Here is a 25,448-nt window from a genome sequence, read left to right on the forward strand (position 1 = left end):
GCCAACGGGCGTCCAAAATCAGGACGCCCGTTGAGGTTTTGCGTGATGCCGTTTACTGAAGCGTTCTTTTACTTGATCGTCAGGTTTTCGATCACAACCGACCCCTTCTTCACGGTCAGGGTACCTTCCAGCAGGGTGTGCTCGCCGCAGGTATTGCAGTCGTAGGGCGCATTGTAGCCTCCCTTCAGCTGTATCGACCGGATCTGATCCAGGATCAGGTTCTCCGTAAAGGTCACCGAGCGGGCCTTGATGGTTGCGCCGCTGGTTGTGGCGGCATAGGCCCCAGTCAGGGTTGCATGGCCATTCGTCCCCACCATGGCCCTGGGGGCCGCGGTCAGGGTGGCCGTAACCGCCTTGTCGACCGTCATGGTCAGTTCACAGTTGCCGGTACTGTTGCTGCAGTCTCCGCTCCAGCCGCCAAAGGTGGAGTTGCTGTCCGGCGCTGCCGTCAGGGTCACGGCGCTTGCATCGTCAAACAGATGTGTACAGGTGCCGCTTGTACAGGCGATGGCGGCAGGAACGCTGTAGACACCGCCTGCGCCGGTACCTGTAAGGGTTACACTTACGTTTCGTTGAAAGACCCACTGGGCATAGAGGATGGTGTTGGCGGTAATGCTGAAGGTTGCACCCGGTGCGTAACTGGTGCCGCTGCCGTTCGCGGCGGTGTTCCAACCGGTAAAACTGTAGCCGCTCTTTACCAGACTGCCGGTATTGCCCAGAACAGTAACGGTGGCGCCGGGCAGATAGGCGGTTGCGTCAGTTGGCGCACTGCCGCTGGTGTTAGCGTTGCCGTCATAGGTGACTACATAGGTGGCGATGATGGTCAGGGTACCGTTGACATAGCTGATGTCGTAGCCGGGATTGAACGAAGCAAGACCGCCCGGTGTCAGGGTGGTGGTACCGACGGAGGCACTGCCCGCCGTGAAGGTCAGGGTGCCGGTCAATGCGGCCATATCAGGGGCTGATGGCGTGTAGGTCACTCCGTTGCCGCTAAAGCTGGTGCCGCCGTTGTACGGTTCAGAATCGTCATTGGCGGTGACGGTGAGCGGCTTGAGGAACGAGCGGAGCAGCGGATAGCTCTGTCCCTCGTAAATCCGCCAGGTTGTACCGTTACCGGCAGTGGCGGAGATATCCCAGCTGCTGAAAGTGGCAAGGGTTTTCATCTCAGCCGTGCTCTTGGCGCTACCCAATCCGTTATCGGTCAGCGCACTGTTGACGCTCGTATCCCAGAAACCGTTGGTGACCGTACCGGCGCCGCTCCCCCCAAGCAAGCCGCCCACATGGGTGCCCGTGGTGGCGCTGACGGCACCGCTGCTGTAGACGTTGGTGTAACTGCCCCAGTTATACCCGGCCAGCCCCCCCACTTCGCTGCTGCCATGGACGGCACCGCTGTTGTAGGAATTGCTGATCGTCACATCGAGATAATTCTCGCCCACCAGCCCGCCGACATACATACCACCGCTTACCGCGCCGGAACTGAAACAGTTGTCGATCCGGCCCGAGTGGTTCCACCCGACGAGGCCGCCGACATAATTGCCGCTGCCGGTCACGCTGCCGGTGGCATAGCTGTTGAGGATCGAGCCGTCGTTTTGTCCCGCCAGGCTGCCGACATAGTACTGGCCGCCGACACTGCCGCCGACCAGCCCCACGTTGCGCAGGGTCGCGCCGGTGGTGTAGCCGAACAGACCAACGTAATTGGTGGTGGCACGGCTGATGGTCAGGCCGCTGATGGTGTGCCCCAGGCCGTCGAAGATACCGGTGAACGGGGTGGTGGCATCCCCCAGCGGGACGAAGTTGGCGATTGATGAGGCGTCGATGGTTGCGCCCATGGCGTAGTTGGTGGCAAGAGCGCTGCCGATGGCCTGGAGCGCGGCGGCGTCAGTGATGACGGTGGTGTCTGCGCCGTTAAGGGTCAGGATGGAACTGCCGCTGCGGTCGAAATCGACCCGGCCGTTACCGGCGGTTTTCACCGTGCCGCTGGTGGCGGTCAGATCAAGGGTGGATGTGCCGGTGGCGCCCATGACCTCGCGGATGTTCAGATCACGGTTGGCCGACAGTTTCAGCTGGTTGGCGCTCCAGGCCAGCGGGGCGTCGATGGTCACGTCGCCATGCTCGGTTCCGAAGCTGCCAGTGCTGACAGTGCTGATGGTAACGCCGATGCCGCTGTTCAACCTGCTCAGGATCTCGCTGGCCGATACGGTCGCGCCGCTGTTGAGGGGAGACCAGACATCTGGCGATCCACCGCTCCAGCCGCCGTTGGCGCTGGCTCCGCTGGTGATGGTGACGTCGTAGAAGCCGGCCAACTGATTGTAGGCAGACTGGATCTCGGTTGCGGACAGGGCACGGTTGTAGATCTGCAGTTCATCGATCCGGCCGTTGAAGGGGGCCTCGCCGGTGGTCTGGCAATCGCCGATGCGTGGTGCAACGGCGTAGTTGGTGTTGGCATGGGTACCGGTGGCAATGGCAACGCCGTTGACATAGATGGCGCTGTCGGCTCCGTTGGTGGAGACCGCGGCCACATGATACCAGATACCGGGAGTCAGGGTATAGGCGGCACTCAGCGAGGTGGTCCCCAGCAGCCTGAAGGTATGTGAGTCGGGAGCGTAATCGAGACGGTAGCCGACATTATTGCCGGACTGGCTCCGGTCGAAGATTGTACCGTAACCGCCCGAGCCGCTGGCGATCCTGACCCAGGCGGAGATGGTGAACGGAGCAGCCGCAAAGGCAAAGGCGCTATCGTCCGGGATGGTGACGGAGCCGCAGGAAGCGGTTGAACTGACACTACAGGCCGAGTTGTCGAAGCTGAAGGCGTTACCGACTTTACCGGCGGCGTAGGTGGTGTTGGCCGGGGTGCCGTCATGGCCGCCCATGCTGTCAACGGCATTGTCCTGCCCCTGCCACCAGGCCACCAGCCCGTCAGTCGACGGCGCGTAGTTGGAGAAGACGGCGCTCACCGTACAGTTGGCTGTTATGGCCCCGGTGGTGTAGATGACGCCGTTGACCGGGTCGGTGAGGGATCCGCTGTACGAACCGTTGCAACCGGTCAGCGTTACAATGTTGTAGCCCGCGTTCGGTTTCACGGTGAAGCTGGTACTGCCGCCGTAAGCGACGGTCTGGGCACTGCCGGGGGAGATGGAGCCGTTGCTGCCGGCAGAGGGGGTGACAGTAAAGGCATCGATGGCAAAGGTGGCGGTCACCGTGCAGTCGCCGGGGAACACACCGGTGGTGTAGGTGCTGCCGGAGAGCGTGCCGTTGCAGCCGGATACCGAGGCGATGTGGTAGTGGGGATCGGGGGTCAGCTTAAACTGGGTGGTACTGCCGTAGGTGACGCTCTGCGGACTGTCCGGAGCGATCGTGCCGTTGGTCACGGCCGCCGGGGTCACGCTGTAGCTGTTCAGGGTAAACGTGGCCGTCACGGTTGCATCCTGGGTGGCGGTGAAGGCGCAGTTCCCGGTGCCGGTACAGGATGTGGCGGCGCCGCTGCCGCCCGACCAGCCGCTGAAGGAGGAACCGGCATCCGGCGTGGCGCTCAGGGTGACGGCGGTGCTGTTTGCAGTCGTACAGGAGCCGGAGCTGCCGCTCCAGTCAAAGGTGCAACTGTCCGCCGCTACCGTGCCGCTGCCGTACCCCGCTTTGGTAACGGTAATCAGCTGCACCGGCCCGTTCAGCGACAGCACCGTGCCGCTGCCGGTGCCGGCATACAGGGCGGCGCCGTCGTCGGATATCCCCATGGCAGTAATCACCCGGTTGCCGAGCCCGGTGGCAAACGGACCCGAGCCGCTCCACTGGTTCACCGCGGCAAAACCGGTCAGCGGTGTCATGAAGACAAACAACAGGATGGTGATCAGGCAGCGTAATCGGTTCATCGGTGCGGTCCTCTTGATACTATTCCTTCTCCCTGAGGGAGAAGGTGGCCGAAGGCCGGATGAGGGGGAAACGGTGATGCACATGGCACCTCTGCCCCCTCACCCTGGCCCTCTCCCTCCAGGGAGAAGAGATTAAAACCCTCTACGGCAGCCCCGCATTCATCGCCACCCAGCTTGTGCAGCCGTCGGCGCTCACAAATACCCCCGCCTCTGTCCCCGCGAAGAGCTTGCCGTTGCCATCCATCACCAGCGACTTCAGCTTCACGTTGGCCGGCTGGGCGCCGCAAGCAGTCCAATCCACGCCGCTGTTCGTGCTCTTGAACACCCCGCCGCCGTACGTCGCGGCGTACAGTATTGCCGTATCGCTCTTGTTGATTACCACTGCCTTGATACGCGTATTCGCCGGCTGGGTCGTCGCCGCCGTCCAGCTTGTCCCGCCGTTGGTGCTCTTGTAGATACCCGCCCCTGCCAGCCCGGCGTAGAGGGTGGTGGAGACGTTCGGATCAATAGCGATACTGTCGGCGGAGACGGTCCCGGTGCCGGTCAGGCTGGTGGTCAGGGTGACGGCGGGCGAGACGGTGGTGACGGTCAGGGTGGCGCTGCGCGTGCCGATGGCGGTGGGGGTGAAGGTGACGATCACGGTGCAGGTCCCAGCGGCGGCCACGTTCCCGCCTGCGGCGCAGGTGCCGCTGCCCAGGCTGAAATCACCGCTGTTGGCGCCGCTCAGGGTGATGGTGCCCAAGGTCAGGGCGCTGGCCATCATGGGGTTGGTGAAGGTGACGGGGACCGATACGCTATCGGTGGCGCCGGTGACGTTGCCGAAATCAAGGGCCGCCGGCGCCAGGGTGGCGGCAAACGTGCAGCATGCGCCGCCATAGCCGTCATCGCAGCGACAACGGGCCTCGCTACCGGCGGTGGTGAATAAGTAGGTCCAAGTGCATGCAGTGGAAGAGACATACGTGCAGGTCCCCGACTGTCCGTTCAGTATGAATGTCACCGACTCGCCATACGCCGGCAGGCCGGTGGTCCCCGTGCATGTTGCGAATATGCCATAGAAGGCAGTGCAGGTCAGACCGTTGCTGGCTGTGCCCGTAAGCGAAGGGATCGTCGCCACGCCGCACACGCCGTGGCCGCCGCAGGTGCTGTCGCAGGCGACCGTGCCGCAGAAGAGGGGAGTCGCGCACTCTTTGCCCTCATAGCCTTCATCGCAGACGCAGTTGTTGAAGCTCTCGCAGGTGCCGTGGCCGCTGCAGCAAATGGAGCCGCTACAGACCTTACCCCAGCAGATCTCGGCCAGGGCGCTTGAGCTGAATAGCGGCAGCATGAGCAGCAGTGCGGTGATCATGGTGATACGGATGGTGAAACAACGGTTGTTGGTCATGATGCAGACTCCATTGATTGAGCCCCTTTGGTCAAAGGGACAGGCTTACCGAACCGGCCCGGCCAGGCGCATGCCGGTGTCGTTGCTGTTGGTCTGGGGGGCGTACCAGATGCGCAGGGGGGTGCGGGTCTGGCGCTTGTCGTCGGCCCAGGTGGAGCCGCGCAGCATGCGCTGGCTACCGCTGGCCGGGCCTGTGGGGTTGTCCCGCGGACTGTCGGCGTAGTACGTTTCCCCATACCGGTCGGCCAGCCAGACGCAGACATTGCCGGCCATATCGAACAGCCCCAGTTCGTTGGGCTTGAAACTCCCCACCGGCGAGGTGTAGGCATAGCCGTCGTCATACCCCCGGTAGAGGGCGGACTCGGGCTTGCTCTTGATGAGGAAGCGCTGCATGGCTGCCTCGTCGTAGACATTGGCGGAAACCGGACCGCTGCCCCAGGCGTATTCGTAGGGCTTGCCGCCGCTACGGGCGGCGTATTCATATTCGGCCTCGGTGGGGAGCCGGTAGGCGATGCCGCTGGCCCTGGCCAGCCAGGCGGCATAGGCGTCGGCATCGTTCCAGGTGACGCAGACCACCGGATGGCGGTCGTCCTGGGGAAAGCCCGGGGCTTGCCAGTTCTTTTTTGGATCGAACCTGACCCGCTCCACCGGTGCAAACGTCCAGATGCCGCAGCCTCCCCTCCGTTCCGCTTCGGTTTTGTAGCCGGTCGCCTTGACAAAGGCGCGAAACTCCCCCACGGTGACCGGGCCCTTGCCCAGGGCAAAGTCGTCCACACAGACCTCGTGCACCGGCAGCTCACCCTCCAGGCCATGGCCGAAGCTGTCTCCCATCCGGTAGCAGCCGCCGGGGATATTGACGAACGCCATGCCCGCCGCCATTGGCTCACGGTAGCCGTTTCCCGGCTTTACGTGAGATACCTTTGCGGCTTGCGGCACCGGGGTTTTGACCGCCAGCGACTTATCGGTCTTGCCGCCCGTAGCGGTCACCGTGCTCCCAACGGATGGAGCGCCGGTGTTGTCCGGGCTGCCGGCACGGGCCGCAAGCGGAGCAAAAGAGATGGCCATTGCAGCGGCAATGATGGCAAAGGTACTGATGCTCCCTGATTTCATGACAACTCCTGTGGTCCGGTCCCCAAACATATCGATAACAATTCAGCCGGCCGCCATAACTCCCTGCTCCCTTCAAACGGCAGGGCTGGAGCTTAAACCAGCCAGCCTGGCATGCCCCCTAAGCTCACTGGACGGAATAGTGTTATGGATAGCTTAACGGACAGACACCCACAGATTACCCACAGATTGGCAAAAAAATGATGAGGGAGTTTTTTTTGGCGGCTATTTCAGTTTCAATTCGAGGATACCAGCAAGGCGGCAATGACGAGCCAACGCAGATAGGGCCTTGCATTGGTACTGGAATTACGCGTGCGAGGTAAGCGAGGTAAAAACGGCGGTTGTTTGTGGTGAAGGGGCAATGCCCAGTTCTGATTGCAGCAAATAGCGGCAGTGTTGGTAGGTGCGCGCGGCTGCGGCATGGTTGCCAAAATGGCATTGGCAGATCATCAGCCTGCGGTAAAACTCCTCGGCAAGCCGGTCAGCCTCAATCCCTTTTTCATACAGCTCGGCTGCCTGTTCCCACTCGGCGTTTTGCTCATGGATACGGCCCGCCTCCAGCAGTATGCGCAACAGCTTGTTTTTAAGGGTTTCACGGCAGGCCGCCGCCCAGGTCAATCCTGCGTCGGCCGGCAGAAATCCCCCTTGATACAGCTCAACCGCCTTCATAAGGAGCTGTGGGACCGTAGCAATGCTGCAGGTCTTGAGGGTATCGGCAATTCTCTGCAGTGCCAGACTATCAACCCAGCAATACTGCGTATCGAGGCTCAACTGCCTGGACTGATATTTGAGCAGGTGATCACCGCCAAGCAGTTTTCTGAGCCGGGAAAGGGTTGTCTCAAAGGCCTTGTGCGCCTGGTCGCCCTCGGCGTCAGGCCAAAGCAGGTCGGTCAGGTATTCCTCCGACACCTGACGTCCCCCGGCAGCAATCAGAACCTTCAACAACTCGAGCGGTTTTTTCTGTTCTTTGCCCGCACAGGCAAGCGACTCCCCGTGCCTGAGAATTTCAAATCTGCCAAGGGTGTGGATGCGCACAGGAAACGGCCAGGTAGCCAGGCAGACCACGCTGCTGTCGAGAAAACCGGCCTCAAACCCCTGGGACGTGTGCTCTTTTGGCATCTGCGGCGGCGTAAGACGCAGCCGGGAAACCAGCCAGACCACATAATCGGGCTCAATCTGCTCCTCAAGGGCCTTGGCGCAGAGCAGACGCATCATGCCCGGCTGGTAGAACTCAAGATGGACATAGCCGTACTGCCTACCCAATGACAGGGCGCGGTGCAGCGCCAACAGCCCCTCGGCACTGTTCTGTTGCTGTAGCTGTACCCAGGCACTGTTCAGCAGCACCTGGCATTCCAGGATATGACTTTTGATGGACCGGCCCAGCCGGCTGGCCTGTTGCAGCAGGCGCACTGCCAGTTCCGGTTGACCCTGCAGCCAGGCAGCCTGTGCCTCACCGATCGCACACAGGGCACGGTAATAGGGTGCCCCCAACTTCTGTGCGCGTAGCGAGGCGGCCTGCAGGTGTTCATCAGCATGGCGCGGGTCGTTGTTGAGCAAGGCGAGCCAGGCAGTGTTGATATGCTGGAAGTAGGTATCCAGGGTGCTCCCCCGCCCCTGTAGGGAGCGCTGCTGCTGTCCCAGTGCCACCACAGCCTGGGGCAGATTGCCGGAGGCCATGGCAGCAGCAGACCTGAAGCCCCACAACAGTGAGTCAAAGGCATGGATGCCACTGTCTGCAGCCAGTTCCAGACCCTCAGATAGCGTCTGCACGGCATCTTCATAAGCTGCAGTAACCCATTGATGAATACCGCGCATCAGCTTGAGACGTACTGTTTTAAAGGGGGCCTGACGACAATGCTTGAGCGTGGTCTCGGCCTGTTCCAGCACCAGGGCATGCTTGGCATAATCGCCCAGCCACAGGTAGTAGAGGCTCATGCCAAAGAGCGAATCCATCCGGATATCGGGCGACGGGGTATCCTGCAGCAACGTGTTGAGCCGGTCCAGGCACTGCTGTATCTGCTGCGGCTGATCGGCCCGGCACAGGATCAGGGCCATCAGATGATGAGAGACAACCACCAGCTCAAGCTCCTGCGAGTCAACCGCAGGGTGGCACCTGCGCAGTTCCTCAAGTTGCAGTAGCGTTTCCTCCAGCCCCTGCCAGTCATCCATGCCAAAGGCACGGCAGTCCACCATGCCTGCCCAGGCAAGGTAGCAACCGACACTGTTGTTCAGTGCAATAAAGCCGGCAAAGGCCTGCTGCAGACAGGTGTAGGAACGTTCCATTTCTATCGGAAAGCAGCTGCGGCCCTGCCAGTACAGCAGCCACGGCTCCCTTGCAACCTTCTGCTTTGGCATGTAATCAAGCCAGGTGTGAAGCAGCTTGTTACGTCCCTGCTGCAGTAGTTGCCTGCCATGTTCTCTGATCATCCTGATCAGGCCGGTATGGTCGCTGATCTCACCGTACAGTTGTGCTGCAGCTTCCAGCTGTCCATCCTGTTCAAGCAAGCCTGCTGCGGTCTGCTGCACGGTTAGCAGGGTGCGGGGTGAAAGCTCGCTCTTGGCCCTGGTTACCAGAAACTCCCTGAAAAGTGGATGATACTGGTATTCGTCGCTGCTGCCCGCAAGCCGCTCGGTAAAGAAATGACGATGCTGCAGGGTTGCCAATATCTGCCCGGCCCGGCTGTTTCCAGTCAGTTTTTCCGCCGAAATGACGCTGCACGCAGGCAGTACGGCTGTTTTCAGGAGAAAGTCCCGGGTTGCACCATCTACCCTGGCCAGCATTTCACCGGCAAAATAATCGAATATCCGGGCAACGCTGGCACCATGCGCAGGTTGGTCAGCTGCTATGCCATCCAGCACACACTGTTCAAGCAACAAGATAATGCCAGCAATCCAGCCATCTGTTTTTTCATACAATGTATCGACACAGGTCTCATGCTTGGCCGGTAGCCGGGTCCGAACGATTTCACTGGTTTCGGCAAGGGTAAAACGGAGGTCTCGATCCTGCAGCCGGCAGACCCGGCCATTGGCCAACAAGCGTGCAAAGGCTGGCGGCGGTTCATCACGGCTCACAACCAGCAGTTGCACCCCTTCAGGGATCTGGTCAAAGGCGATGGCAAGCATGGTATGCAACGGACTGTCCGCAGGCACGGTCTGATAGTTATCCAGGACAATCGTAGTAACGCGTCGGTAGAGGAGTTCAAAGTAGTGGCGGGTAAAGGCGGGAACACCGGCATGGTATTCGGGAGTCAGAAGCGGCAATGCCTGGCGAAAACGGGGGGCAGCCTTTTTGACGGCACGCCCCATGTAGTAAAAGAAGGTAGCGAGATCGGCATCCCCCTCATCGCAAGAATACCAGACCACACCGGTACGGCAGGCAGCAAGATAGCTGGCTACCAGCGTGGATTTTCCCGAACCGGCACAGCCGCTCAGCCAGGTGATCGGCGCACCGGGCCGAGGTGCCAGCAAGGCATAGAGGCGCTGGCGCTCTACAACACCACTGACAACCGGTATGGTCAGCTTTGCGGACATGGTGACTTCATAACGTATGAACCTCTTTCTTAGGTTCCGAATGGTTTCATTTTTTTTCAGGTCAATGGCATTGATCTTGCCCGTCAATTGCGGACACGGATTGCGTATTACTGAATGCCGTGGGAAATTTGTCCCATGAGTAATCGCTCCGTGTGTATAGCATCACGTTAACCTTAGCGTTGGTCGTATTTTGCACCGTTACATCATACGAAGGCGCCCAGTTTCAGGTTGACGCTACAATTGCTTTTCATCGGTATCCTCCTTGATCAAAATAATGGTTCTATCCCTCATCCAAGCACCCCTACCGGTCAAACACCAGACTTCCCTGGTTATTGCTGATACCCTCGTTCAGGTTGAGGCTTGTAGGGCCATAACCCGAGGTAAACGGAAAGCTCATCCCACCCTTGCATTTTGCGTCTAAGACACCGGTTTTCGAACCACCACCGGAACCATCAGAAAACGAGGTTGTTTCGAGATAAAGATCTTTACAGGAGTCAATAAAGTTTGCCCCATGAAACTTCAGAGTTCCTTTTACATTTGAGATGCCCTGATTAAGGTCGATCGAGGTTGTCCGTCCTATACGACAATTACTTGCGTTGCTGTCGCAGTAACAGGACAGATCTCTTGCGGGGTCACACTTTTGCGATGTCCAGCACACTGCGGTCAGGAACGTGCCTTGTAGTGATAACTTCGTGCAGGTTTGGCTGAAATCCCTCGCCTCTGACAGAGAGGTTACAGCCAGCATGAGGAGTGCTGCTGCTACAAAACTCGTGATAGATTGTCTTCTTTTCATCTGGATGTTCTCCTTTGGAAGGATTGAAGTGTTGCAGCGGATCAACCGTTACAGCTGTCCGGGTACTATGGCCCTGTCTGTATTTAGCATCTTGTATGCCAAAGCAAAAAGTATGTATTTCAGTCTGTTACAATAATAGCGCTGCCAACTCATATCCGCTGTTGCCAACGTTATTGGCTGGTACTCTTCTTTACAACAACCGACAGAGCTGGCCGCAGAGGATGCCCAGGTAGGTGCCGAAGATGTTGCCCAGGATGGCCAGCAGCAGCCCCACCGAGGCCAGGCCGGGCTGGTAGACCTCGGCCACCACCGGGGCCGATGCCACCCCGCCCACATTGGCCTGGCTGGCAGCAGCCACCAGAAAGAGCGGGGCCTTCAACAGGCGGGCCGCCACCAGCAGGAACAGGGCATGCACCGCTATGATCAGCAGACCGGCAGCGATCAGCAGCAGGGCTGAGCCGAAACTGGCCACCGAGGCCTTGGCACCGATGGCGGTCAACACAAAATAGAGCAGCCAGGAGCCGAGCTTGGAGGCGCCGTGTTGCTCCAGTCTGCGGGCCGGGGTGCAGGAGAGTGCCAGCCCCAGCAAAGAGACCAGAATGATGGTCCAGGTGTAACCGGAGATGACGTCTTTTACGACCGGGAACTGCAGCCCCAGCCAGTGGGACAGGCCACTGCCGGCTACTGCAACCGGCAGCAGCAGCAGGAATCCCCCCATGCTGAAACGCTGCTGCATGACCTGCCCGGCCTCAACCACCCGGTTTGACAACTCCTCTATCAGGCCACGCTTGGAACCATTCCAGCGATCAAAGGCCTGCTGCCAGGCGACCCCGGCAATCAGCAACGCCATCCAAAGGTACGGCACCACCGTGTCAACGATCAGCATCGGCGCAAAGACCTGGTCCGGCACCGCCAGGGCCTCCTTCACCGCGATCATGTTGGCGCTGCCGCCGGTCCAGGAGGCGGCAATGGCACCGAAACCGGCCCAGAACTGGCTACCGATCAACGGTTTGAACAGCTTGAATACCAGGGTTGCACCGACCACAATCCCCAGCGAGCCACTGAAAAAGATGGCCAGGGCCACGGGTCCCAGCCGCATGATCGCCTTCAAGTCAACCGACAAAAGCAGCAGCAGCAGACTGGCAGGCAACAGCCAGGTGGTGATCAGGCCGTAGACCGGCTGCTTGGGATCAAGCAGACCAAAGCTGGCAGCCAGCATCGGCAGAAAGTAGATCCAGAAGACCGGCGGCAGCAGATTGAACCAGGACTTGGTACGTTCATACCGGGCCAGCCCCAGGATCAGCAGCTCAATGGCCAGCAGGGTCAGGATGATCAGCAGCGGGTGGTGGATCATGGCAGTGATTACTGAATGGTAACGGTCACGGTGCTTGGGCCGGTGCTGTTGCTTGAGGTCTGTTGCACCTGCAGGGTGTTACCGGAGCGGCTCAATAATTGCCAGTAGGCCTTAACCTCTACCGTGGTGCCGGTATGGCTGTCGGTAAACTCTCTGCGCAGCACGCCGTCCGGTTGCACCTCCCAGCGCTTGCAGCTGACAAAAGCGGGGTAGTTGCTGCAGGTCAGGCTGCCGTTGCTGTTGAAGGTCATGCTGCCGGTGGGATAGCCGGAGCTGACCATGGTCTTGCCTGAGACCAGGGGCTTGGTAAATTTTGAGCTGGGTGGGCTGAGGAGGCTTTCTGCCGCTGCGATACCGCTGGTTGCAACGGCACAGCTGAGGGCCACGAGGGCGATGCGAAGGTGTTTGTTCATGGGGTGATTCCTGCCTTTCCGTGTAGAGGTTTGGTGCTGCTCAAATCGTCTATTCTGTCATCTTGCAAACGGTCTGTTGCTGTTTTTCTGCTGTTCTCCCGGTTTCAGTGGGTACCCTTTTTCTGGCTGAGGAGCCGCAGTCCGTACCGGCGGGCAGCCTCTTTGACCGTCTGCAGCGCCTGTTCTTTGGCAACCACCAGTTCTCCGACTTCGGGCTGGTGGCCGGAGCCCCACTGGGTCAGCACAACATAGCTGAGGGTGTTGCCGGGTAAGGCCACCGCCATACCGAAGAAACCGTCAGGGGCACGGTATTCCACCAAGCGCTCCTGATATCCGGCCACCATGGCGCGGATCTGTTTCTCCAGGACGCCCGGCAGGTCCGTATCCGGCGGCAGCGCAGGCAGACCGGTAACCGTTGCCAGATCCTGCCGCGTGCCCATCAGTATCTGCGGCTGTTGTAGCGGATCAAGCCAGGCCAGGAGTTTGATCAGCTCTGTTTCATCAAACGCCACGCAACCGCTGGTGGTGTAGCCATCCTCCAGCCAGGCATGGACAAAGATTCCACTGCCGTATCCTTTGACAACCGGTTTGCGGTTGTAGCCGGTTATCAGACCGTGGCGGTAGCGGTTGTCTGCCAGCTTCATCACCTCAAAAGAGGTTGCACTGGTCTGGCCGCGTTTTACCCAGGTGTTGTAGTCGGGGGAGAGGACATCATCCACCCACAGGTCATTCTCGGTTGCCTGTTGGTACGGCATGCTGCTGGTGATGGAAGCGGCATACCCAAAGGCCGATTCCAGCGCAAACAGGCCGGTTGGTGCCCGGCCGTCTCCTTCGCGTTTGTCACCGGCAGGTGCAAAGCCGTTGCGGCCGGTAACTCCCGCCAGTGGGCCGGTGCGCAGCTCCCAGCCAAGAACCGTGCGTTCAAAGGCATAGATTTTCACCATTGAACTGTCGCGCGACTCAGCCAGTGCAACCAACAGCTGGTTGCCGGTGATAACCGTGCCATTCAGTGACGACTGGCTGTCAGACGGTTGTCCTGCGCAGCCGGAGATCATCAGCAGGGCAACCAGAAACAGCCTGATCACGGCATTCTGCATGTAGTTTGTCATCCCTGTCCTTCGTGGTGCCGGTTTCATAGCGGATGTTTGCGATTATTCCATGCCCAGCCGCTTCAGCTTTTTGCGCAGCCCCTCACGGCTCATCCCCAACCGCTCTGCTGCCTGGGTCTTGTTGCCTTTGGCCTCTTTCAGCGCCTGCTCGATCAGCTGTTTTTCAGAGTCCTTCAGCAGTGATCGTCCCCCGGACGCTGCTGGCGCTTGCTGCAGTACCTCGGATAGGTCGCCTGAGGTTATGATATCGCCATAGGCCAAGGCCACGGCCCGCTCGATCTCGTTATCCAGTTCACGCACGTTGCCGGGCCAGGCATAGCTGCGCAACCGTTCCAGCGCCTCTTTGGCAATCCGCATCGGCGGTCTGCCGCAACTGCGGCCCCACTTCTCCAGAAACTGGCGTGCGATCAGGTCAATGTCGCCTTTACGTTCCCGCAGGGGCGGAATCCGCAGGGTAACACCATTCAGGCGGTAGTAAAGGTCCTCCCGGAAGCTGCCTTTGGCGATCTCTTTGGCAAGATCGCGGTTGGTGGCGGCAATGATCCGCAGGTCAACCGCGATGGCGGTCCGGCTGCCGACCCGTTCCAGGGTGCGCTCTTCCAGCACCCGCAAAAGTTTGGCCTGCAGTTGCAACGGCATCTCCCCCACCTCGTCCAGAAACAGGGTGCCGCCTTGCGCCTGCTGGATCTTGCCGATGCGGGCCTCGACCCCGGTGGCCACCCCCTTTTCAATGCCGAACATCTCGCTCTCAAAGATGGTCTCCGGGATGGCAGAGCAGTTGACCGCCACAAACGGCTTGGCACTGCGGGGGCTGTTAAAGTGGATCGCCTTGGCAAACAGCTCCTTGCCGGTGCCGGTCTCGCCGGTGATGATCACCGAGAGGCGGGAGTCGGCTACCCGTTCTGCCTTGCCGATCAGCTCCCTGATCTGGGGACTGGTGCCGAGGATGGAGGAAAAGGGGAAGGAACGGCGCAGGTTCTTTTTGAGGCTGCTGTTCTCGCGGGCCAGTTGTTCCCTGGCTGTGCGCAGTTGGATTTCGGTTGCCCGAAGCTCTTCGATGATCTGCTCCAGCCGGTATTCCCGTGCCTCAACCTTGACCGCCATCATCCCGAACGACTCGGCAAAGCGGGCGATCAGTGGCGGGTACTGGCCGCTTTTGGTCAGTTCGAAGATGTCGTCGTATTTGCCGTAACGCCCCATGGAGAGGTCTTCGGCCACGGCGATCAGGCGATCGAGCAGCTGATTTATTTTGAGGTTGTTCATTACACGTCTCCTGCAGTCATCGTAATACTCGTCTGCGGTCGGTTTTTTGCTCAAGCCAGCCCATTGCCTGCATCAGGGTCCATGAGATCAGGAAGTAGAGGATGGCCACCATGACCAGGGGGAAGAAGGCGTCAAAGGTGCGGCTGCGGATGATGTCGCTGGCCTTGGTCAGATCCTGCACGGCGATGTAGCCCACAATGGAGGTCATCTTGACCAGGGAGATGAACTCACCTTTGTAGACCGGCAGGATCCGCCGCACCATCTGGGGCAGTACGATCTGGAAGAAGGTGCTGGTCCTGGTGAATCCCAGTGAAATACCTGCCTCGGTCTGTCCCTTTTCCACCCCTTCAATACCGGTCCTGAAGATCTCGGCGGTGTAGGCGCCGAAGTTCATGCCAAAGGCGATCACCGCCACAATGACCGGGTTGATGTTGACTGAGGCAAAGACGACATAGAAGATCAGCATCAACAGCACCAGTACCGGTGTGCCCCGCAGGATGGCGATGTAGAGCCTGGCAGGAGCAGAGAGCAGGCGGCTCTTTGCCATCCGCATGAAGCAGATCAGCGCCCCCAGCAGGGTGCCGAAGAGGGTCGCAAAGACCGAGATGATCACGGTGGTCTTGAAACCGTCCCAGATCAGCAGGTAACGTCTTTCCTGGATGATGTTGCTCTGAAAACTGCCGGCAAGGCCTGAAAAAAACGAGGGTGTGTCAGAGCTGCTTCTGCCTGCTCCGGCAATATTCTTTTTGAGGGCAAAGGCCAGTGAATCCACGTTGTAATAGGGATCGGAAAAGGCGACCCGTTTTTTACGTTCCTCCGTGACAGCCAGCGGCGTGGCGATCAGGTCAAGTTTGTGTCCGGCCAGGGCCGCGATCTGGCTGCCGAACTCCATGTCCACATACTGGATGCTGCGGTTGCAGAAGATGCCGAAACGCTCCATCAGTTCGATATTGAAGCCGATCAGGCGATTTTCTTTCATGACGATGAAGGGCAGACCGTTGTCGCTCAGAATCCCCACCATCAGCGGCTTACCGGCTCCGGCGGCGGTCAGCTTCGGCATCTCGGCAGCCCCCTGCTGCATCCAGCGTTTGAGCATGCCGTCGTACGTGCCATCCGTGCGGATCTGCTGCAGAAAACGGTTGAAAGAGAGGAGCAGCCCGGCATCCTGCTGATGAAAGGCAATAGAGAGCGGCGTGCGGTACAGCGGCCCGCCCACAAAGCCGAATTCATCGCTGGCCCTCATATATTCCATCAGCTCATCGCGGCTGTAGATGGCAGCATCGGCCTTGCCGCTCTTTAATGCCAGCAGCATGTCGGAGACGGATTTGTACTGCAGCACCGTGGCCCTGGGGAACTGCCTGACCGCATAGGCCTCATGGGTGGAACCCTGCAGCACGGCAATCCGCTTGTCCTGCAGGTCGCTGGCGGTTGCCAGCATGCTGCAGGAGCCGTCCACTGCGGTGCAAAGCAGCAGCAGGGCCAGGTAGATAAGCAATATGGTGGGGCGCATGGGTGTGTTCATTCATCCAGCCTGTGGTGTTTTAAGGTGATACGGAGCTGCCCCGTTCGATCCTGCCCTGTCTCAGAGGCAGCTCCGGCAACCCTACTACTCCTTGACCAATGCCGCAATGCCGCCGACGTAGTACGGTTCGGAAAACAGCACCTTTTTGGCACGCTCGTCGGTAATGGTGATGCAGGCCCCGATCATGTCCACCTTGCCGGCCATCAACGCCGGGATCATGGCGCCAAAATCCATGTTGACCACTTCAAGGGTCATATCGAGTTTCTGGGCAACATACCGGGCGATTTCAATGTCAAGGCCGACAACCGTGTGGGAGGCATCCATGAAGGAAAACGGCTCGGTTACGGCTGAAGTGCCGAACTTCAGTACGCCCTTGCTGCCGGTCAGCTTGATCTCCGGCATGGGAGCGGGATTGCCGGTTTTGGGGAGCCAGCGCTGCAGCATGGCATCGTAGGTGCCGTTCTTTTTCAGCTCACTGACAACGAGGTCAATGGCCTGTTTCAAATCCCGACGATTGGGTTGTACTGCGAAGCCGTAGTTGTCCTTGGTGATCAACTCCGGCAGAACGGTCAGCCCTTTGTTCTTTGCGGCAATATTTCTCAGAATCGGTTCGTCATAGGCCGCTGCATCAGCCTTGCCTGCCTGAACAGCCAGTGCTGAATCCAGCACGCTGTTGTAGTACTGGAATTTTGCGTCGGGGAATTTTGAGAGCACCAGTTTGTCGGCAACAGTGCCGGTGGGGACGGCAAACTGCTTGCCGGACAGTTGCTGCAACTGCGTGACCTTCTCCCGCTTGCTGCAGGCGGAGAGCATCAGTAAGGCCGTAAAAATCAAACCGATACAGATTGCGCTGAACATCTTGTTGTGCATGGTACGTGGCTCCTTTGATAACGCTGTGTTGTCTGCGTGACGCTAATATTTCAGTTCATCTGCCGCATTGGGCGGGTACCAGGCCGGATAGAGCAGCTGTCTGCCGCTGATGCTGTCAGCAGCCGTGCGGGCCGTTTTGGCTGGGGAGGCTCCGCTGCAATAATCGCCAATGGCCCAGAGCAGTGCCGCGCCAAGCTGCCTGGTGTCATCAGGTGTGACCCAGCGCGGGGCAAAACCTGACCTGCCGTAAGTCATCTCAATGGTCATGGCCATGACCGTATCCTGAAAGTTAGCCCACCACCAGGACTCCGGGAACGGGCTGTTGGCAAAACCTGAGCCGCCGTTGTCCGGGGCAGGTTCCAGCAGATCGGCGCTGTAACGGGCAGCCAGCAGATTAATGAAACGGATCTGTGTATCCCACAAGGCCGCCTGGGGTGCGGTATAGCCCTGTGCCGTGGTACCGAAGTGGGGATAGAAAAAGGTGCGGATGTCAGGCTCGCTGTTGGAGGCGTGCAGGTTCAGGGCAATCGCTACCGGCGGCCCGCCGTCACTCATCAGCCGTTTGGCATACTGATGGATCACCGCAATTTCCTGTGGCACATCGGCACGCAGGTTGATCGGGGTAGCGGCGTCCAGGTACCACATGACTTCCAGATTTTCCGATTTGGGGGTGCTGCGATAATTCCCGGCAATCACGCCGTCAACATTGTGCATCGGGAAGATATAAAACTCGGTCTGTGCCAGCAGGGTAGCCGCAGCACTGCTGCCGGAGAGCAGGCTGTTGATCACCCCCATCCGCTGGCCGCTGCCGTCTTCGGCCTTAAGGAAGGTGGTGGTCAGTGCCAGGATGGTACGTTTGTCGTTGTGGCTGAACGGGACGATCCGGTTATGGCTGGTGGATGATTCGTAGATCGCGTCCAGAATGGTCTGGTTGAAGTCATCATTGTCTTCAGCCAGCAGAAATACCTCGCCAAAGGATTTTGACAGGGCCTCCTGTTCTGCTATCCCCAGAATCCTGGCTGCTGCCGGGTTGAAGGTGATGATGGTGCCGGACAGGTCAATGGCAATTACCCCGTCGGTCATGTCATCCAGAATCCGGCCTGAAATTATGTTGTCCCGTTCCATGGTGCTCCTGGTTACTTGCGTTCTGAAAGTGTGATGCCCCAGCGATCCAGGGTGATGCCCAGGCTGCTTTCCAGCGTACTCAAGGCATTCAGGTAGGTAATGATGGCGGAAAGCTCGTTGTTTTGGGCGTTTTTCAAGTCATTTTGATAGCTGACCAGTTGGAAGTTGGTGGAACGTCCGGCCTTCAGCTTTTCGGTCTCGATCTCAACCTTCTTTTCCGACAGTACCCTGGCCTGGGTTGCCAGCTTGATCTGACGGTAGTTCATCTCGGCAGAGCGCAGGGCATCCTGGATCTCGATCTCGATATCCTCCCGCTGGCGGGCAATGCTGTTTTGCTGCTTCTGCAGGTTGATATCCGCTGCAATGTAGGCCTGACGCTCACTGGAGGTGCGCCAGAGGTTGTCAAACGGGATGGTCAGGGTCAGCCCGGCCATCCAGACACCGCTTGAACCGACCGGGCTTGTACTGTCAAAACGGTTGTAGGTTTCTCCGTAGGTGCCGGTCAGCGACAGGTCCCACAGCAGGTTGTGCTTGGAAATCACCAGGGCCCGCTTGGCATTGTCCAGACTCAACAGCGAACCCTGGTAGTCAGGTCTGTTGGCAAAGGCCAGCTGCTTGGCCTGCGCAATGGTGTACGGCACCGATGGGATCTCGGTCTCCACCACCGGTGTCAGGCGGGTGTTCTTGTCAATGTCGATCGCCTTGGTCAGGGCCAGCCGGGCAGCATCAAGATTGTTTTCAGCAGAAAGCAGCTGAAACTCCTGGTTTGCCAGGTCTGCCTCCGATTGCACAATCTCAATGGCAGCCATCCGGCCGGCTGCAATCAACTCCCGGTTGGTGGCAACCAGCTCTCTGCTGCGCTCCAAGGACTGCCTGGTGATCTCCAATGATTTGACGGCCTGCACGTAACTGCGATAGCTGGTGATCACCGAGGTCAGGGTGGAAATCAGGGTGGATTTAAGTGAGAGGATGTTCAGCTGTTCGGTTACCCTGGCCGCTCGGACCGGCTCAAGGTTCACATCCAGGCCAGCCCCTTTCAAAAGCGGCTGGTTCAAGGAAATATTCCAGCCGTAATCGCGTGACGGGGTCAGCTGCTCCGAGCCGGTAACCGTGTAATTGCCGGTAATGCTGACATTACCGCCGGCAGGCAGTTTTTCCGCCAAGGTGGCGCCGGCCCCGGAGGTGAGGGTGGTATTGTTCGTATTGCCGGTACGCGTACCTCCGCCCAGTGCGGCTGTATTGCCGGTAGCGCTCACAGACGGGGTCAGCACCAGGGTGGGGACAAACGTGTCTTCCGCCACCCGCAGGTCGTACTTTTGCGCCACCCGGTCCAGGTAGGCGTTCTTGATGGTGCGGTTTTGCTTCAAGGCCAGGGAGATGCAGGTATCAAGCGTCACGATCGGGTCAGCGGCGTGTGATGGTACACTGTCAGGTGCGAGAAGCAGTAGCGATATGGCAAACAGACGTACTGCCGAACAACGGGTCATTGAAGCGGCTCCTCCGTCTGGCGGAAGACCATCCTCACGATGTTCTGACCAGCTTCCCGGCGGTAGCTGACCTGGTCGGTCAGGCTACGGATGAAATAGACCCCCAGGCCGCCGATCTGGCGATCCATGAGGTCTGCAGTCGTATCCGGATCCGGTAGTGACAGGACATCAAAGGCGGCGCCGGAATCGGCGATTTCAACCACAAAGGCGTCGCCATCAGCGCCACAGCCAACGGAGACATCTCCTTCACCTTCCTTATAGGCATAATGACATACGTTTACAAAGGCCTCCTCAAGCGCCACCAGCAAGCCGAACTTCTTTTTGGTGGCGAGTCCGAAGCGATCGGCGCACGCTTCCACAAACGCAACCAGCTCATCAAGTCTTGCAACGTTGGCGGGGCATCTGAACGTGTCGAATGTCATGGCTGTTCAGCCTAGGTCGGCCAGTGCGTCGGCAACAGAGTCCTTGATCTTGAAGATGGTTCCAAAACCGGAGATGTCGAAGACTTCTCTGACGGTGCCCAGAACATTACTCAGCAGGATCTGGCCGCCTTTGGTTTTCAGCAGTTTTGCCGTGGCAAGCAACGCCCTCAGGCCGGCGCTGCTGATGTAGTCCAGCCCCTGAAAGTCAACGACAAAAGAGGTCTCGCCTGAGGCGATAAATTCATTCAGCGTCTTTTCATACTCAGGCGCGGTCATTGCGTCCATCCTGCCGGATATGGTTACAACCGTCGCGTTTGATTCCTTGGTGATCTGGATAGTCATTTCTTTTCTCCGTTTCTCTCTGGTGGGGCAAAATAATCATGCATGATCGCATGTAACAGACCTTCTAGCTGAGATTCGCTCAGTCTGGCAATAGTTTCGTGGACGGTCTCGGCGTTCTTTACAAACAGGTCGAAGATTTCAGGGTCAAAATGGCTGCCCACCTCGCATCGCATGGCCCGCAAGGCATAGTCAAGGGGATAGGGCTCCTTATAGGGGCGCTTTGAGGTTAATGCGTCAAAGACATCACAGATGGCAAATATCCGTGCGTTCAGGGGGATCTGGTCTGCCTTGAGCCCGTCGGGGTAACCGTTTCCGTTAAAACGCTCGTGGTGATAGAGCACCACCTCATGGGCATCCGATAACCAGCTGTAGGCCTTGATGATCTCGCTGCCATGCAGTACATGGGTCTTGATGATCTCATATTCCTGATCATCCAGTCCGCCCGGCTTGAGCAGGATGGTGTCGCTGATTGCGATCTTGCCGATGTCATGCAGAAACGCGCCTTTTATCAGGCTGCGCAGGCTGTCGTGAGACAGCCCCAGCTCCTTGCCGAGATGGATGGCATAGATGCAGACGCGGTAATTATGGGAACAGGTGTCACTGTCCCGTTTGGCAATGGCGCTTCCCAGCACCTCCAGCATACCGATGTTGGCGTTCAGCAGGCTGTTTGAAACCAGCTCAAGCGCACAGTTTTTCTCCTGCAGGTTGGCGAGCAGCTGTTCCAGGTGCTGCTGCTTGGCCTCTATATTGACGACCATCATGCCGAATGACTCTGCAAGGTTCACAATTTCAGGCGGATAGATGCCTTCCTTGGTCAGCTCGAAGATGGTCTCGATGTTGCTGGTATTGCCCTGGGAAACCTCGTTCATGATCCTGGTTAGCTGCTGGAAAAGTCTGTCGGTCTGGATCTGTGTCATTGGATTGTACCCTATGGGGCCTTTACCGTCCTGAGTATGGCCGTGAACATCGCCTCCTGATCCGTCTGCGAGACCGATATCACCATCTCCACCTCAAACAGCTTGCCACAGACGTTGCGCACGGTCTGGAGGCTGGTGGTGCCGAGCAGGCCGCTGCTGACGCCCTGGGAGTAGTCCCTGATACCTGTCTTGAGCGGTTCCGGATCGGCCATGAACTCGAAGATGCTCTGGCCGAGCAACTCTTCCTTGGTCAATCCCAAAAGGGTTTCGGTTTTCTGGTTGGCAATCACGATCTTGCCATCCGGCAGGAAGGTGATGATCGGCGACTGGGCGATTTCAATGAAGTTGCGGTAACGCTCATCAGACTCGGCCCGCTGGAGGGTCCTCCTCTCCAGCTCCGCCATGAGTTCGTTAAAGGAGGAGACCAGGTGGCCGATCTCGTCACTGCTTGAATGTTCGATACGCTGGGTGTAGTCAGCGGTGCTGGCTACCCGCTCAATTCCTTTGGCAACGGTGGAAACCGGTTTCAGGATGGCGCGGTGGATGACCCATCCGCTAAAGACCAGCAACAGCAGCAGAATGGCCGATTCAATCAGCAGCCCGTGGATCAGGTTGCTGTCGATGGAGCGGTACAGCTCCCGCATCGGCACGGAGACCGAAATGGCACCGATTATCTCGCCGACCCGGTAGTTGTAGGAAGGATGCCCTTTGGGGAAGCGCTCCTGAACGAAGCGTGGTGCCGACTCAAAGCTGCCGTGACAGGCCAGGCAGGATTTTTCCGCCGTCATCGGCAGCAGGTAGCGCAGGGCCTCCTTGCCGCCGTTGACAACCACCCGGAAACGTTCCTGTGGCAGTGATGCCGAGGTAATCCGGGTCAGTTCTGCGGCTTCGTAGGCATCCGGCCTGTTTTCCGGGTTGCGATTGCGCAAGGAGATCTGCCGGACGTAATAGGGAGAACCTTCGGTGATCCGTATTGCGATCCGGCTGGCAGCCACTTGGGGCACCAGGGCATAGTTCCTTTCCGATTCCCCCTGCTCGACGCGGGAGAGATAGTCACGTGTTTCAATGATCTGGCGGGCTATGACGCGGGCCTTCTCAACCGCCTGCTGCTGGATCAGACTCAACTCATGCTGGTACGAGTTCCAGCCCAGCGCCATGAAAAGGGTTATCAGCAGCACCGTTATGATCAATGTCAGTTTGGTGGTAATGCGCATGGAATCGCCTCATGGGGTTTGAGAACTGTAATTGCATGAGTATAGCGTGAATATCCGGATTGACAAGCCTCGGCAGGCCGATAAAATAGCTAAAACTTGAACCGCTCTCCTGAATCAGGTATCGTGCGGATATGAGTGGTGGTTTTGCGGATTATACTTAGATGCAGTTGAAAGGTCGTTACCGATGCAGCAGGAATATACAAGAACGAATCGGCGGGCATCCGGTCAGGGAGGCAGGGGCTTTTTATCTACCCTGATCTTGATTGTGGTCACCCTGGTGGTGGTGTCACTGCTGGCGGTGGGGGGCTATGTGGCTTTTCTGATGGCAAAGCTCCCCAAGGTTGACCGTCTTGCCGACTACAAGCCGCCGATTGTGTCGCAGGTGTATGGCGATGACGGGACGCTGGTGGGCGAGTTCTACCTTGAGCGTCGCTTGGTGGTGCCGGTTAACAAAATGCCGCGTAAATTGATCCAGGCCTTTGTCGCTGCAGAAGATTCCAGCTTCTATTCCCACAAGGGGATCGATTATTTTGGTATCATTCGCGCCGCCTTTAAAAATCTTATCTCCATGCGCAAGAAGGAGGGGGCCTCCACCATTACCCAGCAGGTTACCAAGACCATGCTGTTGACCTCTGAAAAGAAGCTCTCCCGCAAGATCAAAGAGGCGATCCTGGCCAAGCGGATGGAAGAAAAACTGACCAAGGACGAAATCCTGTACCTGTATCTGAACCAGATCTATCTGGGGGCCGGTTCCTATGGCGTGGAGGCGGCGGCTGAGACCTATTTCGGCAAGCATGTCGAACAGCTGAATCTGGCGGAGATGGCCATCCTGGCCGGTCTCCCCAAGGCACCTAACACCTATTCGCCGATCAAGCATCTGGAACGGGCCAAAGAACGGCAGTCCTATGTGCTGGACAGAATGGTCGCGGAAGGGTTTGTTACCCAGGCCGAGGCCGATTATGCCCGCCGGAGTCCGCTGACTATCCTGCCCGGCCGTCGCGTCATGAATGACAGAGTGGCCTATTTTCTGGAACAGATGCGGATATATCTTGAGGAAAAATACGGTGAAGACCAGCTGTACAAGGGGGGCTTGAAGATCTATACCACCATGAATGCCGCTATGCAGGGGGCTGCCTATGAGGCGGTCCGCTCCGGGCTGAAGGTGGTGGACAAACGCCAGGGGTTCAGGGGGGCTGTTAAATACTTGCAGCAGGCTGAAGTTGAGCAGTTTTGCGACAAGGTTGAGGAGAGTATTGATTCTGCAGCATTGAAGGTCGGTGAGACCTACCCCGGTGTGGTGACCGCCGTTGACCCGGCCAAGGGGATAGCAACCGTCAGGGTGGGTGAACGCTATGGCCTGCTTGATCGCAAGGGGATGGCCTGGGCCGGCAAGCTGAATCTGGTGAACAGCTACGGCAAGCCGGAAAAACCGTCCAGGTCGCTGGTGCTGGGGGCGGTGCTTGACCTGCAGGTGCTCACCCCGGATCAAAATAAGAAGGGGGCGGTCTTTGCCCTTGACCAGGTGCCAGAAGTACAGGGAGCACTGGTTTCAATCGATCCCCGCACCGGCGGGGTCAAGGCGATGATCGGCGGGTATGACTTCCGTAAGAGCCAGTTTAACCGGGCCGTGCAGGCCAAACGTAATGCCGGCTCAGCCTTCAAGCCGATCATCTATGCAGCTGCCTTGGAAAAAGGGTTTACTGCTGCAACGGTGATTGATGATTCCCCGGTGGAGTACCCGGCCGGTCTGGGTAAGACTTGGTCTCCCAAAAACTACGATAATACCTATCGCGGGCCAGTCACCATGCGGGAGGCGTTGACCCACTCCATCAACGTGGTCAGTGTCAAGATACTCAATCAGATTGGTGTGGAGAATGCGGTTGCCCTGGCTCAGCGGCTGGGCTTTACCTCGAAAATCGAGCCCAACCTGTCCCTGGCCTTGGGGGCTGCCAGTGTTTCCCCGCTGGAGCTGACTTCGGCCTATACCGCCTTTGCCAATAAGGGGGTCCATCTACCGCCGTACTATATTGTAAAGGTTATGGATAGTGAAGGCAGGGTGCTTGAGGAGTATCACCCGCCTGCGCCTCCTGAACCGGTCGTCCCTCCGGCTTCTAATGCGGAGCAGGTCGTGACGTTGACTGATAAACCGACTATAGCAAAACCTGCTGCGTCGCCGTTGCCGTCGGCCGGTTCAATGCAACTCGCCCGCTCAGAGCAGGCCACCTCGCCCGAAGTAGCCTACCTGATTACCAACCTGATGGAGTCAGTCGTGCAGAGCGGCACCGGACACCGTGCCGCTGCCATCAAGCGTCCGGTAGCCGGCAAGACCGGCACCACCAATGAGATGAAGGATGCCTGGTTTGTCGGCTATATACCGCAGCTGGTAACAGGGGTCTGGGTCGGCTTTGACAATCAGGCCCGTTCGTTGGGGGCCGGAGGTTCAGGGGGGCAGGCCGCAGCGCCGATCTGGGCCGACTACATGCTGAAGGCGGTTGCCGGCCTGCCTGTCCAAGGGTTTGAGGCGCCGGAAACCGTCTCCGTGGTACGGGTAAATCCCAAAAGCGGTAAACTCTCACGGGGGGCTGATGGAGCGTCAGAGGCGTTTGTCCGGGGTACAGAACCTTCCGTTTATGAAGGGGACTGAGAACGGCTTACATCAACAGCCTGTTGTGTCTCAGGAGTGCTACGGGTGATCTCTTCGGCTACACCAGCCTTGCGGGAGATGACCCGTT

19 protein-coding genes (1 of these 19 running past the window's edge) are annotated in these 25,448 nt (G+C 58.5%); 1 reads left to right on the forward strand and 18 read right to left on the reverse strand.

All coding sequences use genetic code 11. The annotated features are described in order from the left end of the window. Window positions 1–68 precede the first annotated feature (68 nt). The 17 genes from FY034_RS03090 to FY034_RS03170 form a co-directional block, all read right to left on the reverse strand. Window positions 69–3,866: a LamG-like jellyroll fold domain-containing protein gene (locus FY034_RS03090; protein WP_265553667.1), complete on the reverse strand. Its 3,798-nt coding sequence runs from the start codon at window positions 3,864–3,866 to the stop codon at window positions 69–71. Window positions 3,867–4,008: 142 nt separating this feature from the next. Next, entirely contained in the window at window positions 4,009–5,247 is a 1,239-nt protein-coding gene (locus FY034_RS03095) for a choice-of-anchor D domain-containing protein (protein WP_265553668.1), read from the reverse strand. 45 nt (window positions 5,248–5,292) lie between these two features. Next, window positions 5,293–6,357 (reverse strand): formylglycine-generating enzyme family protein, encoded by a 1,065-nt coding sequence (locus tag FY034_RS03100; protein ID WP_265553669.1) that lies wholly within the window; start codon window positions 6,355–6,357, stop codon window positions 5,293–5,295. 303 nt (window positions 6,358–6,660) lie between these two features. Next, window positions 6,661–9,885, reverse strand: coding sequence for a BTAD domain-containing putative transcriptional regulator (locus tag FY034_RS03105; RefSeq protein WP_265553670.1), 3,225 nt, complete (start codon window positions 9,883–9,885; stop codon window positions 6,661–6,663). Between the two features lie 301 nt (window positions 9,886–10,186). Next, window positions 10,187–10,678 (reverse strand): CVNH domain-containing protein, encoded by a 492-nt coding sequence (locus tag FY034_RS03110; protein WP_265553672.1) that lies wholly within the window; start codon window positions 10,676–10,678, stop codon window positions 10,187–10,189. A gap of 190 nt (window positions 10,679–10,868) precedes the next feature. Beyond that, entirely contained in the window at window positions 10,869–12,032 is a 1,164-nt protein-coding gene (locus FY034_RS03115; protein WP_265553673.1) for a DUF819 domain-containing protein, read from the reverse strand. 8 nt (window positions 12,033–12,040) lie between these two features. Continuing rightward, window positions 12,041–12,445, reverse strand: a complete 405-nt coding sequence (locus tag FY034_RS03120) for a hypothetical protein (protein WP_265553675.1) — start codon at window positions 12,443–12,445, stop codon at window positions 12,041–12,043. A 104-nt stretch (window positions 12,446–12,549) separates the two neighbouring features. Then, window positions 12,550–13,554 carry a L,D-transpeptidase family protein gene (locus tag FY034_RS03125; protein WP_265553677.1) on the reverse strand — a complete coding sequence of 335 codons (1,005 nt, stop codon included), beginning with the start codon at window positions 13,552–13,554 and terminating at the stop codon, window positions 12,550–12,552. Between the two features lie 42 nt (window positions 13,555–13,596). After that, on the reverse strand, window positions 13,597–14,817 hold the full coding sequence (locus FY034_RS03130) for a sigma-54 interaction domain-containing protein (protein ID WP_265553679.1): 1,221 nt from the start codon (window positions 14,815–14,817) through the stop codon (window positions 13,597–13,599). A gap of 16 nt (window positions 14,818–14,833) precedes the next feature. Further along, on the reverse strand, window positions 14,834–16,339 hold the full coding sequence (locus FY034_RS03135) for an ABC transporter substrate-binding protein/permease (protein ID WP_265553681.1): 1,506 nt from the start codon (window positions 16,337–16,339) through the stop codon (window positions 14,834–14,836). 84 nt (window positions 16,340–16,423) lie between these two features. Next, a complete protein-coding gene (locus FY034_RS03140; RefSeq protein WP_265553682.1) occupies window positions 16,424–17,209 on the reverse strand; it encodes a transporter substrate-binding domain-containing protein in 786 nt (261 codons plus the stop codon). Between the two features lie 42 nt (window positions 17,210–17,251). Then, a complete protein-coding gene (locus tag FY034_RS03145; protein WP_265553683.1) occupies window positions 17,252–18,334 on the reverse strand; it encodes a PAS domain-containing protein in 1,083 nt (360 codons plus the stop codon). 11 nt (window positions 18,335–18,345) lie between these two features. After that, on the reverse strand, window positions 18,346–19,821 hold the full coding sequence (locus FY034_RS03150) for a TolC family protein (protein ID WP_265553685.1): 1,476 nt from the start codon (window positions 19,819–19,821) through the stop codon (window positions 18,346–18,348). Beyond that, window positions 19,818–20,243 (reverse strand): ATP-binding protein, encoded by a 426-nt coding sequence (locus FY034_RS03155; RefSeq protein ID WP_265553686.1) that lies wholly within the window; start codon window positions 20,241–20,243, stop codon window positions 19,818–19,820. The genes FY034_RS03150 and FY034_RS03155 overlap by 4 nt, the downstream gene beginning before the upstream one ends. Window positions 20,244–20,249: 6 nt before the next feature. Beyond that, complete coding sequence (locus FY034_RS03160) at window positions 20,250–20,585, reverse strand: STAS domain-containing protein (RefSeq protein ID WP_265553688.1); 336 nt, start codon at window positions 20,583–20,585, stop codon at window positions 20,250–20,252. Then, window positions 20,582–21,502 (reverse strand): HD-GYP domain-containing protein, encoded by a 921-nt coding sequence (locus FY034_RS03165; RefSeq protein ID WP_265553689.1) that lies wholly within the window; start codon window positions 21,500–21,502, stop codon window positions 20,582–20,584. The genes FY034_RS03160 and FY034_RS03165 overlap by 4 nt, the downstream gene beginning before the upstream one ends. 11 nt (window positions 21,503–21,513) lie before the next feature. After that, window positions 21,514–22,716 carry a c-type heme family protein gene (locus FY034_RS03170; RefSeq protein WP_265553691.1) on the reverse strand — a complete coding sequence of 401 codons (1,203 nt, stop codon included), beginning with the start codon at window positions 22,714–22,716 and terminating at the stop codon, window positions 21,514–21,516. Between the two features lie 184 nt (window positions 22,717–22,900). On the opposite strand from FY034_RS03170, the gene FY034_RS03175 reads away from it, so the two are divergent. After that, entirely contained in the window at window positions 22,901–25,360 is a 2,460-nt protein-coding gene (locus FY034_RS03175) for a penicillin-binding protein 1A (RefSeq protein WP_265553693.1), read from the forward strand. On the opposite strand, the gene FY034_RS03180 is transcribed toward FY034_RS03175, so the two are convergent. Beyond that, window positions 25,345–25,448 carry the final stretch of a L,D-transpeptidase family protein gene (locus FY034_RS03180; protein WP_265553696.1) on the reverse strand. Its footprint extends 1,234 nt past the window's final position, so the window shows 104 of its 1,338 coding nt (coding positions 1,235–1,338); its start codon lies beyond the right edge, outside the window; it ends in the stop codon at window positions 25,345–25,347. The two genes, FY034_RS03175 and FY034_RS03180, sit on opposite strands and share 16 nt — an antisense overlap.

Source organism: Trichlorobacter lovleyi, from assembly GCF_015239775.1.
In the GTDB taxonomy this organism is placed as follows: Bacteria; Desulfobacterota; Desulfuromonadia; order Geobacterales; family Pseudopelobacteraceae; genus Trichlorobacter; species Trichlorobacter lovleyi_B.

Coding starts and splice junctions, on each gene's coding strand:
- FY034_RS03090 (WP_265553667.1), bottom strand. CDS start 3,866: ATGAACCGATTACGCTGCCTGATCACCATCCTGTTGTTTGTCTTCATG.
- FY034_RS03095 (WP_265553668.1), bottom strand. CDS start 5,247: ATGACCAACAACCGTTGTTTCACCATCCGTATCACCATGATCACCGCA.
- FY034_RS03100 (WP_265553669.1), bottom strand. CDS start 6,357: ATGAAATCAGGGAGCATCAGTACCTTTGCCATCATTGCCGCTGCAATG.
- FY034_RS03105 (WP_265553670.1), bottom strand. CDS start 9,885: ATGTCCGCAAAGCTGACCATACCGGTTGTCAGTGGTGTTGTAGAGCGC.
- FY034_RS03110 (WP_265553672.1), bottom strand. CDS start 10,678: ATGAAAAGAAGACAATCTATCACGAGTTTTGTAGCAGCAGCACTCCTC.
- FY034_RS03115 (WP_265553673.1), bottom strand. CDS start 12,032: ATGATCCACCACCCGCTGCTGATCATCCTGACCCTGCTGGCCATTGAG.
- FY034_RS03120 (WP_265553675.1), bottom strand. CDS start 12,445: ATGAACAAACACCTTCGCATCGCCCTCGTGGCCCTCAGCTGTGCCGTT.
- FY034_RS03125 (WP_265553677.1), bottom strand. CDS start 13,554: ATGACAAACTACATGCAGAATGCCGTGATCAGGCTGTTTCTGGTTGCC.
- FY034_RS03130 (WP_265553679.1), bottom strand. CDS start 14,817: ATGAACAACCTCAAAATAAATCAGCTGCTCGATCGCCTGATCGCCGTG.
- FY034_RS03135 (WP_265553681.1), bottom strand. CDS start 16,339: ATGAACACACCCATGCGCCCCACCATATTGCTTATCTACCTGGCCCTG.
- FY034_RS03140 (WP_265553682.1), bottom strand. CDS start 17,209: ATGCACAACAAGATGTTCAGCGCAATCTGTATCGGTTTGATTTTTACG.
- FY034_RS03145 (WP_265553683.1), bottom strand. CDS start 18,334: ATGGAACGGGACAACATAATTTCAGGCCGGATTCTGGATGACATGACC.
- FY034_RS03150 (WP_265553685.1), bottom strand. CDS start 19,821: ATGACCCGTTGTTCGGCAGTACGTCTGTTTGCCATATCGCTACTGCTT.
- FY034_RS03155 (WP_265553686.1), bottom strand. CDS start 20,243: ATGACATTCGACACGTTCAGATGCCCCGCCAACGTTGCAAGACTTGAT.
- FY034_RS03160 (WP_265553688.1), bottom strand. CDS start 20,585: ATGACTATCCAGATCACCAAGGAATCAAACGCGACGGTTGTAACCATA.
- FY034_RS03165 (WP_265553689.1), bottom strand. CDS start 21,502: ATGACACAGATCCAGACCGACAGACTTTTCCAGCAGCTAACCAGGATC.
- FY034_RS03170 (WP_265553691.1), bottom strand. CDS start 22,716: ATGCGCATTACCACCAAACTGACATTGATCATAACGGTGCTGCTGATA.
- FY034_RS03175 (WP_265553693.1), top strand. CDS start 22,901: ATGCAGCAGGAATATACAAGAACGAATCGGCGGGCATCCGGTCAGGGA.